Source organism: Streptomyces sp. NPDC059255 (assembly GCF_042752355.1).
Lineage (GTDB): Bacteria > Actinomycetota > Actinomycetes > Streptomycetales > Streptomycetaceae > Streptomyces.
This window is the reverse complement of record NZ_JBHYZP010000027.1, coordinates 81,660-95,712: the sequence shown is the minus strand read 5'-3', so window position 1 is coordinate 95,712 and position 14,053 is coordinate 81,660. Positions and strand designations below refer to the sequence as shown.

13 protein-coding genes are annotated in these 14,053 nt (G+C 70.6%); 3 read left to right on the top strand and 10 right to left on the bottom strand.

The window, feature by feature from the left end; all coding sequences use genetic code 11:
* Positions 1–129 precede the first annotated feature (129 nt).
* Positions 130–825 (bottom strand): response regulator, encoded by a 696-nt coding sequence (locus tag ACFXKG_RS27505; protein WP_384844492.1) that lies wholly within the window; start codon positions 823–825, stop codon positions 130–132.
* The gene (locus ACFXKG_RS27500; RefSeq protein ID WP_384844489.1) at positions 819–2,117 is read right to left on the bottom strand and encodes a histidine kinase; all 1,299 of its coding nucleotides are present in this window, start codon (positions 2,115–2,117) and stop codon (positions 819–821) included. The genes ACFXKG_RS27505 and ACFXKG_RS27500 overlap by 7 nt, the downstream gene beginning before the upstream one ends.
* 166 nt (positions 2,118–2,283) lie before the next feature.
* Between ACFXKG_RS27500 and ACFXKG_RS27495 the strand changes: the two genes are divergently transcribed.
* Positions 2,284–3,030 (top strand): hypothetical protein, encoded by a 747-nt coding sequence (locus tag ACFXKG_RS27495; protein ID WP_384844486.1) that lies wholly within the window; start codon positions 2,284–2,286, stop codon positions 3,028–3,030.
* A 160-nt stretch (positions 3,031–3,190) separates the two neighbouring features.
* On the opposite strand, the gene ACFXKG_RS27490 is transcribed toward ACFXKG_RS27495, so the two are convergent.
* A complete protein-coding gene (locus tag ACFXKG_RS27490) occupies positions 3,191–3,322 on the bottom strand; it encodes a hypothetical protein (protein ID WP_384844483.1) in 132 nt (43 codons plus the stop codon).
* Between the two features lie 119 nt (positions 3,323–3,441).
* Between ACFXKG_RS27490 and ACFXKG_RS27485 the strand changes: the two genes are divergently transcribed.
* Positions 3,442–4,629 (top strand): glycosyltransferase family 4 protein, encoded by a 1,188-nt coding sequence (locus tag ACFXKG_RS27485; RefSeq protein WP_384844480.1) that lies wholly within the window; start codon positions 3,442–3,444, stop codon positions 4,627–4,629.
* 18 nt (positions 4,630–4,647) lie between these two features.
* Here ACFXKG_RS27485 and ACFXKG_RS27480 read toward each other — a convergent pair whose 3' ends face one another.
* The 5 genes from ACFXKG_RS27480 to ACFXKG_RS27460 form a co-directional block, all read right to left on the bottom strand.
* Positions 4,648–5,775 carry an LOG family protein gene (locus ACFXKG_RS27480; protein WP_384844476.1) on the bottom strand — a complete coding sequence of 376 codons (1,128 nt, stop codon included), beginning with the start codon at positions 5,773–5,775 and terminating at the stop codon, positions 4,648–4,650.
* 342 nt (positions 5,776–6,117) lie between these two features.
* Entirely contained in the window at positions 6,118–7,509 is a 1,392-nt protein-coding gene (locus ACFXKG_RS27475; protein ID WP_384844473.1) for a hypothetical protein, read from the bottom strand.
* A complete protein-coding gene (locus ACFXKG_RS27470) occupies positions 7,491–8,219 on the bottom strand; it encodes an ABC transporter ATP-binding protein (protein WP_384844470.1) in 729 nt (242 codons plus the stop codon). Before ACFXKG_RS27470 ends, ACFXKG_RS27475 begins: the two co-directional genes overlap by 19 nt.
* 303 nt (positions 8,220–8,522) lie before the next feature.
* Positions 8,523–9,902 carry an aspartate aminotransferase family protein gene (locus ACFXKG_RS27465; protein WP_384844467.1) on the bottom strand — a complete coding sequence of 460 codons (1,380 nt, stop codon included), beginning with the start codon at positions 9,900–9,902 and terminating at the stop codon, positions 8,523–8,525.
* Entirely contained in the window at positions 9,887–10,438 is a 552-nt protein-coding gene (locus tag ACFXKG_RS27460) for an Lrp/AsnC family transcriptional regulator (RefSeq protein ID WP_384844464.1), read from the bottom strand. The genes ACFXKG_RS27465 and ACFXKG_RS27460 overlap by 16 nt, the downstream gene beginning before the upstream one ends.
* Before the next feature lie 179 nt (positions 10,439–10,617).
* On the opposite strand from ACFXKG_RS27460, the gene ACFXKG_RS27455 reads away from it, so the two are divergent.
* On the top strand, positions 10,618–12,057 hold the full coding sequence (locus tag ACFXKG_RS27455) for a gamma-aminobutyraldehyde dehydrogenase (protein WP_384844461.1): 1,440 nt from the start codon (positions 10,618–10,620) through the stop codon (positions 12,055–12,057).
* Between the two features lie 168 nt (positions 12,058–12,225).
* Here the strand turns inward: ACFXKG_RS27455 and ACFXKG_RS27450 are convergent, their stop codons facing one another.
* The gene (locus ACFXKG_RS27450; RefSeq protein WP_384844458.1) at positions 12,226–12,987 is read right to left on the bottom strand and encodes a glycerophosphodiester phosphodiesterase; all 762 of its coding nucleotides are present in this window, start codon (positions 12,985–12,987) and stop codon (positions 12,226–12,228) included.
* Positions 12,988–13,004: 17 nt separating this feature from the next.
* Positions 13,005–14,030 carry an adenosine deaminase gene (locus ACFXKG_RS27445; RefSeq protein WP_384844455.1) on the bottom strand — a complete coding sequence of 342 codons (1,026 nt, stop codon included), beginning with the start codon at positions 14,028–14,030 and terminating at the stop codon, positions 13,005–13,007.
* Between the last annotated feature and the right edge of the window lie 23 nt (positions 14,031–14,053).

Below are 14,053 nucleotides of genomic sequence, written 5' to 3'. Positions count from 1 at the left end.
GAACGCCGTACCAGATGATCAAGCCGTACCAGGTGTTCAAGAGCCCTCCGCGGCCAGCCCTTTGGCGAGCGGCGAATGGAGCCCTTGGAGCCTGTCGGCCTCTGCCGCGTGTCCGCGGTGTCGACCACTTCACAGCCCAGGCCGACGCACCGTGGGTGGAGCGGCGGACGTGCCCGCCCGCACCAGGCCGAGTTCGTACGCCAGGATCACCGCCTGAGCCCGGTCTCGCAGCCGCATCTTCGCGAACAGCCGGTTGATATGTGTTTTGACCGTGTGATCCGAGATGGTGAGCCGTCCGGCGATCTCGGCGTTGGACAGACCGCGGGCGATCAGCACGAGGACCTCGGCCTCACGCGCCGTCAGCCCGTCCAGCGTGCGTACCGGCAGAACAGGGGGCCGCTGGCGTGCGAACTCCGCTATCAGCCGTTTGGTGACCTCCGGAGCGAGCAGCGCGTCCCCCCGCGCCACGATCCGTACGGCATGCAGCAGTTCGGGAAACGTTGCGTCCTTGAGGAGGAAACCTCCTGCCCCGGCGGCCAGCGCGTCGTACACGTACTCGTCGAGGTCGAACGTGGTCAGCATGAGGACCTTCGTCGCGCCGCCGGAGGCGGAGAGGATCTCCCGGGCCGCTTCGATGCCGTTCTTGCGTGGCATCCGGATGTCGAGCAGTGCCAGGTCGGGCCGGCGCTCGGCGGCGACACGCACCGCTTCCACGCCGTCCGCGGCCTCGCCCACGACGGAGATGTCGCCCTGCGTGGCCAACAGATTGACGAATCCGGTCCGTACGACCGCCTGGTCATCCGCCACGATCGCTCTGATCACCAAGGGAGTTCCGCCTCCACGAGAAAGCCGCCGTCAGGCCCTGGCCCGGCCGTGAGCCGCCCGCCCAGCAGCGCGGCGCGCTCCTCCATCCCCACCAGGCCGTGCCCCCGGGAACCGCCCGCCGCGGGACCAGGGCCGTCATCGCTGACCCGGATCGACAGCCGGTCGGCGAGATACCCGATTTCGACCAGGGTACGGGCGCCGGGCGCGTGCCGCCGCGCGTTGGTCAGTGCCTCCTGCACGATGCGGTACGCCGACAACTCCCAGGAGGCCGGCAGGCCGCCCCGTTCAGCGGCGTGTCCCCGCTCGCCGGTGACACGCAGGTCTGCCTCGCCGCCCACCGCACGGTGCTGCTCCAGCAGTTCGTCCAGCCGGTCGAGTGTCGGCTGCGGGGCGGTCGCCGCCTGTTCCTCGGGACGGGTACGCAGCACACCGAGCAGCCGGCGCAGTTCCGCCATCGAGGTGCGTGCCGTCCCGGCGATGTCCTGGAAAGCGGTACGGGCTTGGGGAGAGAGCCCCGGTGTGGTGTATGAGGCGCTCTCCGCCTGCACCGCGATCATCGAGACCGAGTGGGAGACCACGTCGTGCAGTTCACGGGCGATCGCCGCGCGCTCGGCCTCCGCGGCGCGGCGGCGTTCCATCGCGATCAGCCGCTCGTGCGCGAAGGTCCGTTCGCGCCGGGTCTCCTCCCTGGCGCGTACCGCGTCCCCGGCGCTGACGGCCCCCAGGATCATCGCCGTCACCACAAAGGTCTCGGCGAACAGACCGGGAGAGAGACCGGAGGCGAGCGCGGCGGAGAGCGGGCCGTCGGACCGCACCGCCGGGATGACATCGGGGGCGGTGCTCTGCCAGGCGCGGATATGGACCAGATTGACCGCGAGGCCCGCCAGCGCTCCGCCCCCGACGATCAGCGCGGGGTGCTGGACCCGTTGCCGGCCGAGGGTGTAGCAGCCAATCAGGAAAGCCGCCAACGTCGTGTAAGGGACATTGGAATGGGCGCTCGCGGCAAAGCTGATCAGAGTCGACGCCACGGTCACGATCGCCACCGCGGGCAGTGCCCGGCGCCACATGAGGGTCGCAGTGGAGACCAGCACCCCTGCGGAGATCGTCGTCCCTGTCGAGACCGTCGGACCGTTGGGCAGCACCCACAGCTCCACCGCCGCGCATCCCGTCAACGCGGCGCCGGTGACCCAGGGATAGGCGGCGGAGTCCACCGTACGGCGCAGACCCGCCCGCCGGGACCCTGCGGCCGGCGGTTCTCCCGTGACATTCGGGATCCGGAGATGGTCGCTCATGCCGCCGATTCTTCGGCACGGGGCGGTACGGCGCGTCGGAGCACGGGTTGATACGCCGCACGCGCCTCGTGCCACGGATTGACCTCCAGGACCGGAGCCACGGTTGACGTACCTCGGCCCGGTCCCTCCTAGCCTCCTGATCACAGTGGGAGAGGGGGCAGAGAGTATGACCGGCGAGGAGACGACGGCCGGGCCGACGGCGACGCGATCGGATCTCGCGGCGCGTGTACGTCGCGGCGTACGGGGCGTGCGTCCCGGCGTGCGGGTCCTGGCGGCGTGCGGCGTGGTGGCGCTGATCTTCGGCATGGTTTCCGGTCCCGCGCCGCACCGGACGTGGGGCATCACCGCTGCGCTCGGATACGGGGCAGCCGCGCTGGTCGCCGGGCGGCCGGCCGCGCGGATATCACCCGCCGTCGTAGCGGCGACCGGGGCGGTGGCACTGCCGCTTCTCCTCCTTGTCGCCACGGACCGAGCCCAGTTGGAAGCCGACGTCGTGCGGCGCTCCGGGGAACTGCTGACGGCCACTGGTAACCCGTACGTGCCGGAGCCCCGCGAACTCGCCGACTACAACCCGTATCTGCCCGGCATGGCCCTGTTGGGTGCCCTCCCGGGGGATGTCCGCTGGTGGCTCGGGGCCGCCTTTCTCGCGGCTCTGAGCCGCGCCGTACGCCGCGGGCCGATGGTGGTTGCCATCGCCGCCTGCCCCCTGGTGGCGCTGCCTCTGGCCGTCGGCAGCGCCGATCTGCCGGTCACCGGACTGATGTGCCTGGGCCTGGCACTCGCCGGTCAGGCCGGGCGGGCCGCGCAGGGTTGGTCCTCGGGGCGGCTGCCGCGCTCAAGTGGACCGCCTGGCCCGCGCTGCCCGTGGCCGTCGCCCTGCTCACCGTACAGGACGGCCGACGCCGCGCACTGACCTGCGGGGGCCTGGCACTCGCGGTCTGCGGGGCCCTTGTCGCTCCCGTCGCGCTCGTCGACGGCGACGGGCTCCTCCGGAACGTCGTCTCCTTCCCTCTGGGTCTCACCGCCACCGCGTCGCCCGCCGCCACACCGTTTCCAGGCCGGCTGCTGGCCGATCACGCGCCGGGCGGCGCCGTCGTCGCCACGGTGCTGCTCGCGATCAGTGCCGCTCTGCTCGCCGTGTCGCTGGTGACGCGCCCACCGCGCACCGTCGACGCGGCGGCCGGACGCCTCGCGCTGGGGCTCACTCTCGCCATCGCGTTCATGCCGGCGACCCGGTTCGGCTATCTCGTCCATCCACTGGTGCTGCTGGCCTGTTTCCCGGGCCCCGTTCTGCACGCCGCGCTCCACAAAGGAATGGGTTCTCATGCCCCGTACGCTCGTCATCACCAACGACTTTCCGCCCCGGCAGGGCGGCATCGAAACCTTCGTCCAAGCGATGACGGACCGCTGTCCCACGGACGAAGTGGTGGTGTTCACCTCGTCCGAGCCTGGAGGGACCGCGTTCGACGCCGCACTGCCCTATCCCGTCGTCCGTGACCGTGCAGGAATGCTGCTCCCGACGCCGCGCGCCACGTCCCGCGCCGTACGGCTCGCTCGGCGGTACGACTGCGATCGCGTGTGGTTCGGTGCCGCCGCGCCCTTGGGGCTGATGGCGCAGCGGCTGCGGCGCGAGGCGGGGATACGGCGATTGGTTGCCACAACTCACGGCCACGAGGTGTGGTGGGCACGCACACCGGGCGCGCGAGGGTTGTTGCGGCGCATCGGCGTGAGCGTCGACACCCTGACGTATCTGGGCCCGAGCACTCGCGAGCCGATTGCCGCGGCGCTCGGTCACAGCCGCTTTCGAGGGATGCCTCGCCCTGGAGCCCAGAAGATCCCGGCAACCGAGCGAACGGCCCGGCTGGAGCGCCTCGTACCGGGCGTGGACGCCACCGCCTTCCACCCCGGCGCCGCTGCGGGGGAGCGCGACGCTCTCCGGGAGAGGTACGGGCTGGGCGGCCGGCCCGTGGTGCTGTGCGCCGCGCGGCTCGTCGCACGCAAGGGCCAGGACGCACTGATTCAGGCACTGCCCCGCGTGCGCGCAGCAGTGCCGGGGACCCAACTGCTGCTGGTCGGGTCGGGCCCCTACGAGCGCGCGCTGCGCCGTACCGCGGCGGCGGAGCGAGTGCAGGACCATGTCGTTTTCGCCGGTGGGCACCCCCACGGTGCGATGCCGCGCTTCTACGCCGCGGCCGATGTCTTCGCCATGCCCTGCCGCACACGAAAGGGCGGCCTGGAAGTCGAGGGCCTGGGCATCGTCTACCTGGAGGCCGCGGCGGCGGGACTGCCGGTGCTGGCCGGCGACTCGGGCGGCGCGCCTGACGCGGTGCGCGACGGCGAGACGGGACACGTCGTGGACGGCCGTCGTGTCGGCGAAGTGGCCGACCGGCTCGTACGACTGCTCCGTGACCGCGAAACCGCCCGTGAGATGGGACGGCAGGGTCGCGACTGGGTTCGTACGGAGTGGGACTGGGATCGTTCGTACGAGCGGCTTGCCGCCTTCCTGGAGTGATCCGGCGGCGCCCTGCCCTCAGCTCGCGGAGAGCCTGGCGAGCGCTGCGGGGGCCTCGTCCACCGAGTCGACGAGCGCGATCCGAGCCTCCATCGGGCGTTCCTTCGCCAGTGCTTGGAGCAGCGGCCACGTCGGGAACCGCTCGGTCCAGTGGGCGCGGTCGACCAGGACCATCGGGGTCGGTTCGCCGCGCGACTCGTAGTAGTTCGGCGTCGCGTTGTCGAAGATCTCCTGGACGGTGCCCGCCGCGCCGGGCAGAAACACGACACCCGCGTTGGAACGGGCCAGCAGGCCGTCCTCACGGGTCGCGTTGGCGAAGTACTTCGCGATGTGGCCCGCGAAGGCGTTGGGCGGCTCGTGTCCGTAGAACCAGGTGGGGATACCGATAGAGTCCTCGCCCTCAGGCCAGCGCGCCCTGACGTCGAAGGCGGCCCGTGCCCACGCCGAGACGGAGGGAGCGAACGACGGCACCTCGGAGAGCACTTCGAGAGCCTTGTCCAGCATCTCGTCCGGGTGCGAGGCGGCGTACGCGCCGAGGTTCGCGGCCTCCATGGCGCCGGGGCCGCCACCGGTGGCCACGGTCAGTCCCGTACGGGTGAGGGCGCGGCCCAAGCGCGCCGCGCCGGCGTACGCGGCGGTGCCCCGTGCCATGGCGTGGCCTCCCATGACGCCGACGACGCGCGCGCCGGCGACCAGTTCGTCCAGGGCGTCCGAGATCGCGTCGTCGTGCAGCGAGCGCAGCATGGACGCGAATATGTCGCCGTCGGCCTTCGTCCGCTGGAACCAGGCGTAGGCACGGGCGTCGGGCGTAGCCTCGTACCCGCCCTCCGTCAGGCCCTCGAAGAGCTGGTCGGGCGAGTACAGGAACCCCCGATAGGGATCGAACGGCAGGTTGGGCACGGGCGGGAAGACCATGGCACCGTCGGCGCGCACCTTCTCCGCGGCGTCGGGCTCCATCGGGCAGCCGAGGAAAACGGCATCGGTGGTATCGGTACGGAGAAGCTCCGGCGTACGAGCCGTCAGATCGACGGACTGCACACGGTATCCGCGGAGCGTCCCCGCGGACTGCACGGTGCGGTCGAACTCGTCGAGGGACTCAATCTCGCGGTCCTGGCGGTACGCGGTGCGCTGCTCGTCGTTCGACATGGGCTCACGATAGGGGATCCCTCCGAGCCCGGTCCGGGATGTCGGTGAGACGGCTGCCGAGGCGAGCCCAGCGAGACGGTGCGGTGCGACGGGGCGGGATCGCGGACGCAACGTGGGGTCCGTGCGCGCCGTACGGGGCGGCGTCGCGGGGTGCTCGGCCGCACCGTACGCCGCGGTGGGCGGCCGCGCGCCCGCGGACCGGGCCCGGCGGCAAGGGCGCCTCCCTTGCCGCCGGGGCACGCGTGAGATGCCTGCCCCGCCCACTTCTCTCGCGCCGCCCACTTCCCCCTGCCAGCCCGTGCCCCGTGGCCCGGCCTGCCCGTCGGCCTTGCGCCTACTGGACTATCTGGACAGCGGAATCGCGGCGAGCGCCGCCACGGCCCAGGTCAAGGGCGTGAAGACCGCGACCACTGCGGCCGTCCTCACCACCACCGCGGTGCGCAGCAGTGAGGCCGGCGTACCTACGAGGCGGAGGTTTTCGGTAACAGATGTCCGCGCCTGCCGGGCTTCCAAGGCCGCGATCAGCACAGTGGCCGCCGTACAGCCGATGACAAGGGTCGCGCCGAGAGCGGTGAGCGGGCCGAAGGGGCGCGCGTCGGCAGGGCCGTACAGGGACGCCGCGGCGAACGTACCCGACAGCACGGCGCACAGCACGCCCAGTGGGCGGCCGATACTTCGGGACTCCGCCATCAGGGTCCGACCCGCGAGCAGCCGGAGCGCGCCGGGGCGCATGGCCTGGAGCAGCCAGCCGCAGAGGTACATCACGCCTGGACCTGCCAGCGCCAGGCCGACGGCGGTCAGCGACCAGCCTGCCAGGACCGCGGCGGGGCTGCCGTCGAACTGGCCGGGCAGTGGCAGCGCGGAGCCGCCTCCGGCCTGGCTCGCGTATGTCTCGACCGCGAGGCCGACCGCCGTGAGCGCGACGCCCCAGGGCAGTCCGCTCGGCGCGGTCACGGGATATGGCGCGATGACGAGCGGGGGCACCGCCATGGGCGCCGGTACGGACACTGGCGCCGACGTGGAAGCAGGCGCAGGCGCAGGGGAGGTCGTGGAGGTGGACGGGGACGTGAGCACCGCTACGGAGCCGTCCGCGGCGGCTGAGACACCATCCACGTCCGGTGTGTCCGAGACGGAGACGGCCACGGGGGAGGCACCGACGCCGACGCCGACGCTTGCCCCCACCCGGACTCTCGGAGCGGCCCGTACGGCCCCCGCGGCCTTCGCCTCGACGTATCCGCGGCGCCGTAGCGCGAGAGCTGTCGCCACGACCGCCACGACCGGAGTGGCCCCCAGCAGGGTGAACACCGCGCCGAGCGGCAGCGGCCGCCCCGCTGCCAGCAGTTCCGCCGCTTCGCCGTCGAAGGGCATGCCCGTCAGATCGCCGCGCAGATGCAGGAAGAACAGCAGCGCCACCGAACTGCCCAGCGTGCAGGAGATCGCTGTGGACGTCGCCGCCAGTACCGTGAGCCGCGCCGGGCCGAGGCCCACCGCCGACAGTCCCGACCGCGCGCGGGTGCGTGGCTCGGCGCGCGCCACCGCCACGGCCAACTGCACCGCCGCCGCGAGCGGGATCAGACACCAGACCAGCCGGATCGGCGACCCCGCCGGGTGGCCCATCGCCCAGCCGAGTGTGCACAGCAACAGGAAGCCGACACCCGCCGAGGCCGCGACGACCAGCAGCCGCCGGAACAGGACGACGGGGTGCGTGCCGCGGCCTAGACGGAGAGCGAGCACGCCGCCCGGCCTTCCGCCTCGGACGACCGCGGCGAGTTGTCGCGCCGTCCGTCGATCAGGGTGACCGTGCGGTCGGCGACCGTCGCGATCTCCGCGTCCAGAGTGGCGAGGACAACGGTGATCTGGTGCGAACGCGCCGCAGTGGTCAGCGTGCGGAGCACCTGTGCCCGGTCCGTACGGTGCAGCGGCGCGGTCGGTTCGTCGGCGAAGACCACCGAGGGCTCGGTGACCAGGGCACGCGCGACGGCGACGCGCTGCTGCTGCGCCCGGAAGAGGGCGTACGGACGCTTGCGGGCGCAGGCGCCGACGTCGAGGCGCTCCAGCCACTCCAGCGCGGCGGTCTTGGCGGCACGGTGCGGCGTACCGCGCATCAGCAGGGGCAGGGCCGCGTTCTCCCACGAGGTCAGTTCGGGAACGAGCGCCGGCTCGGGGCCGATCCAGCCGAAGCGGTCGCGGCGCAGCCGTTCCCGCAGCACCGGGCTCATGGTGTGCACCGGCGAGCTGTTGAACCAGACCTCGCCCTCCTGCGGGACCAGCTGCCCCGACAGGCACTGGAGCAGCGTCGTCTTGCCGCTGCCGCGCGGACCGTTCACGGCGAGGATCTCACCCTCGCGCACGCCGAGCGAGACCCCGTCGAGGGCGGGTGATCCGTTGTGGGAGTAGTTCAGGGAACGCGCCCAGAGCACGTCGTTGTCCGGCGGGGCCACCATGGCGTACACCTCGTGTTCTGATCGGATGTGGGTGCGCCTCGGCGCTTCCCTGCCATCCGTCGTCCGGCGGAACGAGGACGGCGACGATCGGTCATGGGGCACGCTAGGTTTTCGGAGCGGGGAGTGCGGACAGCACAGGCCCAGGTGCCGCCCTATCTCACCCGAAAGGGGGCACACCCGGCTGCTTGTTCGGCGCCGTACGGGTTGTGCGGCGCCGTACGGAGCGAGCACGGCGGACAGGGCGAGCACGGCGGACAGGGCCTCCGGATTCCTCATGCTCCGGGCAGGCCCCGTACCGTCCGCTCAGAGCTTCGTCCACGCCTCCGTCAGCACGGACCGGAGGATGCCCTCGATCTCGTCGAACGTGGACTGGTCGGAGATCAGTGGCGGCGCGAGCTGCACCACGGGGTCGCCCCGGTCGTCGGCGCGGCAGTACAGCCCGCTGTCGTACAGCTTCTTGGAGAGGAAGCCGTACAGGACACGCTCCGTCTCCTCGTCCGTGAACGTCTCCTTCGTGGCCTTGTCCTTCACCAGTTCGATGCCGTAGAAGAAGCCGTTGCCGCGGACGTCGCCCACAATGGGCAGGTCGTGGAGCTTCTTCAATGTGTCGAAGAACGCGCCCTCGTTGTCGAGCACATGCTGGTTGAGGCCCTCCCGCTCGAAGATGTCGAGGTTGGCGAGGCCGACCGCCGCCGAGACCGGGTGACCGCCGAACGTGTAGCCGTGCAGGAACGTGTTGTCGCCCTGGTAGAACGGCTCGGCGAGCCGGTCGGAGACGATGCAGGCGCCGATCGGGGAGTAGCCCGACGTCATCCCCTTGGCGCAGGTGATCATGTCGGGTATGTAGTCGAACTTGTCGCAGGCGAACATCGTGCCGAGCCGGCCGAAGGCACAGATGACCTCGTCGGAGACGAGCAGGACGTCGTACCGGTCACAGATCTCGCGGACCCGCTGGAAGTAGCCGGGCGGCGGGGGGAAGCAGCCACCCGCGTTCTGCACCGGCTCCAGGAAGACCGCCGCGACCGTCTCGGGCCCCTCGAAGAGGATCTCCTGCTCGATCTGGTCGGCCGCCCAGCGTCCGAACGCCGCCGGATCGTCCCCGTACAGCGGGGCGCGGTAGATGTTGGTGTTCGCGACCTTGTGCGCGCCCGGGACGAGCGGCTCGAACGGTGCCTTCAGGGCGGGCAGTCCGGTGATGGACAGTGCCCCCTGCGGCGTGCCGTGGTAGGCGACGGCGCGCGAGATGACCTTGTACTTGGACGGCTTGCCCGTCAGCCTGAAGTACTGCTTGGCCAGCTTCCAGGCGGTCTCGACGGCCTCGCCGCCGCCGGTGGTGAAGAAGACCTTGTTGAGGTCGCCGGGGGCGTGGTGTGCGAGCCGCTCGGCGAGTTCGACGGCCTTCGGGTGGGCGTACGACCACACCGGGAAGAAGCCGAGGTCCTGGCCCTGCTTGTAGGCGGCCTCGGCCAGTTCGTGCCGGCCGTGGCCGGCGTTGACCACGAAGAGCCCCGAGAGGCCGTCCAGGTAGCGCTTGCCCTGGTCGTCGTAGATGTAGGTGCCCTCGCCCCGCACGATGGTGGGCACGGGTGCGTTCTCGTACGACGACATGCGGGTGAAGTGCATCCACAGATGGTCGTACGCGGTCTTGGAGAGGTCCTTGCTCACGGCTATCGGGTTCCCCACATGTAGGTCTGCTTCTTCAGCTTCAGGTAGACGAAGCTCTCGGTGGAGCGCACGCCGGGGAGTGCGCGGATCCGCTTGTTGATCACTTCCAGCAGGTGGTCGTCGTCCTCGCAGACGATCTCCACCATCAGGTCGAAGGAGCCCGCGGTCATCACCACGTACTCGCATTCCGGCATCTCCGAGAGCGCGTCCGCGACGGTGTCCAGGTCGCCCTCGACATTGATGCCGACCATTGCCTGGCGCCGGAAACCGACGGTGAGCGGGTCGGTGACCGCGACGATCTGCATCACTCCCTGATCGAGCAGCTTCTGGACGCGCTGGCGTACGGCCGCCTCGGAGAGGCCGACCGCCTTGCCGATCGCGGCGTACGGGCGGCGTCCGTCCTGCTGAAGCTGTTCGATGATCGCGAGCGACACGGAGTCGATCGACGGCGAGGAGCCGTTCCCGGTCCTGGGCTCCGGCCCGGAGTGTGCCTGTGGGGGTGTCCGGGAGTCCGTCTTCGAGTTTTTTCTGGAGTCTGTGCTACGGCTGGCCACGCGCTTCACTGTGCACCGCGAGTCGTCCGTATCGCAACCCTGGATCGATGAAATTCGTTGTTCAAGAGGTTCAATCTCACCGAATCCGAAGTTGCGGGAGGTCGGGTCTGTTGAAAGCGTCGATCGAGCGATTAGGGTGGGTGTCTCACCCATCGGACATCTGACAGGGAGGGGTGGCAGTGACCACCGAGCTGCGCCGGCTGCGTAACTACATCAACGGGGAGTTCCGGGACGCCGCTGACGGGCGGACCATCGAGGTGACCGACCCGACGACGGGCGACGCGTACGCCACGTCCCCGCTCTCGGGGAAGGCCGACGTCGACGCGGCTATGGAGGCCGCGGCCGCCGCCTTCCCGGCCTGGCGGGACACCACACCGGCCGAGCGTCAGAAGGTCCTGCTGAAGATCGCGGACGCCTTCGAGGAGCGCGCGGAGGACCTGATCGCCGCCGAGTCCGAGAACACGGGCAAGCCGATCGAGCTCACCCGCACCGAAGAGATCCCGCCGATGGTGGACCAGATCCGCTTCTTCGCGGGCGCCGCCCGCATGCTCGAAGGCCGGTCGGCCGGGGAGTACATGGATGGTTTCACCTCCATCGTGCGACGTGAGCCGGTCGGTGTCTGCGCGCAGGTCGCGCCGTGGAACTACCCGATGATGATGGCCGTGTGGAAGTTCGCGCCGGCGCTCGCCGCGGGCAACACCGTCGTGCTCAAGCCGTCGGACACCACCCCCGCGTCGACGGTGCTGATGGCCGAGATCATCGGTGCGATCGTCCCCAAGGGTGTCTTCAACGTCATCTGTGGCGACCGCGACAGCGGCCGCGCCATGGTCGAGCACCCGACGCCCGCGATGGCCTCCATCACCGGCTCCGTACGGGCCGGGATGCAGGTCGCCGAGTCGGCGGCCAAGGACGTCAAGCGGGTCCATCTGGAACTGGGCGGCAAGGCGCCGGTCGTCGTCTTCGAGGACGTCGACCTGGCGAAGGCCGTCGAGGACATCGCGGTGGCGGGGTACTTCAATGCGGGGCAGGACTGTACGGCGGCTACGCGCGTTCTCGTCCACGAGTCGATCCACGACGAGTTCGTGACGGCGCTGGCGAAAGCGGCGGCCGACACGAAGACGGGCGCGCCGGACGACGAGGACGTGCTCTACGGGCCGCTCAACAACGCCCAGCAGCTTCAGCAGGTCTCCGGCTTCATCGAGCGGCTGCCGGCGCACGCGCGGGTCGAGGCGGGGGGCCACCGGGTCGGTGAGAAGGGCTACTTCTACGCCCCGACCGTCGTCTCCGGCCTCAAGCAGGACGACGAGATCATCCAGAACGAGGTGTTCGGCCCGGTCATCACCGTCCAGTCCTTCACGGACGAGGCGCAGGCTCTGCAGTACGCCAACGGTGTGGAGTTCGCCCTGGCCTCGTCCGTGTGGACGAAGGACCACGCGCGGGCGATGCGGATGTCGAAGGCTCTGGATTTCGGCTGCGTGTGGATCAACACGCACATTCCGCTGGTCGCGGAGATGCCGCACGGAGGCTTCAAGAAGTCGGGTTACGGCAAGGACCTCTCGGCATACGGCTTCGACGACTACACACGCATCAAGCACGTGATGACGTCGCTGGACGGCTGACGGCTGGCCCTCTCCACCATGGATGCGGGGCGCAGGGGTGCCGGCCCCCCGGCGTGGGCCCCGTACGCCGCGTAGGTGCCGTTGCGGCGAGGGCCCCGTACGCCGCGTCAGCCGACGGCGTCGCGTGCGCCGTCACGGCGCGTACGTACACCTTCGAACCGCTCCTGTTCAGCGGCGGACGGCTTCCGGCGCGCCGGGCGTTCCGTGGAGCAGGCCGGACAGTACGTCGATGCGGTTCGTGGTGATCGAATCCGCCCCGCGTTCGATCAGTCTGCGCATGCTGCGCCGCGTGTCCACGGTCCAGGCGGAGACCAGCAGCCCGTCCCGGTGGTTCCGGTCCGCCAGCTCACGGCTGACCAGTGCGAAGCGGTAGTTGAGCCAGCGTGGCCGAACCGCCGCGAGCAGTGCGGGGCGTGGCGGTGCGAGGGTCGTCCATGTCATCGCGATCTCGGCGTGCGGGTCGGCGGCGCGTACGGCGAGCATGGTGTCCGGACCGGCGCAGTAGTACACACGGTCCGCGGCGCCGCACTCTCGTACGGTGCCGACGACCGTGTGTACGGATGCCGCGGTGGCCCCCGGCAGATCGATCATGAGCCGGCCTTCCGCCGCACCGTCCGGGGGCGGGAGGAGCGCGTCGCGCAGGGGCGGTACCTGCCCGCGCGTCAGCTCGCGCAACTCGTCGTACGTCACCTCGGCCAGCCGCCGGTCATGGCCCCAGAGCCGAGCCAACGTGGCATCGTGCAGCAGTACGGGTACGCCGTCGCGGGTGAGCCGCACGTCGATCTCGACCGCGTCCGCGCCCCGTTGACGCGCGGAACGGACCGAGGGAAGCGTGTTCTCCCGTTCGCGGTACGGGTCGCCCCGATGACCCACGGCGACGACCCCCCGGCCCGTACCCGCATCGTGGCCACGGTCGCCGCCGTCACTCATGGCGCCGTCACTCATGGTCAGCGCGCGAGCCACTGGGCGGTGTACGTGTCGATCTCCTCGGCGAGCCGCTTCTTGCCCGCCGCATCGAGGAACGACGCCTCGACCCCGTTCTTCGCGAGATCCGCGATACCGCGCTCGTCCAGGCCGAGCAGCCGCGCCGCGACTCCGTACTCCTTGTTCAGGTCGGTGCCGAACATGGGCGGGTCGTCGCTGTTGACCGTCACCAGCACGCCCGCCGACACCATCGCCCTGATGGGATGCTCTTCGAGATCCGCGACGGCGCGGGTGGCGATGTTGGAGGTGGGGCACACCTCCAGCGGGATCCGGTGCTCGGCGAGATGCGCGAGCAGCTCCGGATCCTGGACGGAGCTGGTGCCGTGGCCGATGCGCTCGGCGCGCAGTTCGCGCAGCGCGTCCCAGACGGTCTCGGGTCCCGTCGTCTCGCCGGCGTGTGGTACGGAGCGCAGCCCCGCCGCGATAGCCCGGTCGAAGTACGGCTTGAACTGCGGCCTGGGCACACCGATCTCCGGGCCGCCCAGGCCGAAGCCGACCAGCCCCTCGGGGCGCAGGTCCACCGCGAGCCGGGTGGTCTCCTCGGCCGCCTTCAGCCCTGCCTCCCCGGGGATGTCGAAGATCCAGCGCAGTACGACGCCCAGCTCGGCCTCGGCGGCCTTCCGCGCGTCCTCGATGGCTTCCATGAAGGCGTGGTCGGGGATGCCGCGGCTGGTCGAACTGAACGGTGTGATCGTCAGCTCGGCGTAGCGGATGTTCTGCCGGGCCATGTCGCGGGCGACCTCGAAGGTCAGCAGCCGCACATCCTCCGGCGTCCGGATCAGATCGACGACGGAGAGATAGACGTCGATGAAGTGGCCGAAGTCGGTGAACGTGAAGAAGTCGACGAGCGCACCCGGGTCGGTGGGTACGGTGGAATCCGGGTGCCGGGACGAGAGTTCGGCGACGATGCGCGGCGACGCGGAGCCGACATGGTGGACGTGGAGCTCGGCCTTGGGCAGACCGGCGATGAAGGCGCTCGGATCGGTCATCGTGATCCTCCAGGGATGGGGCG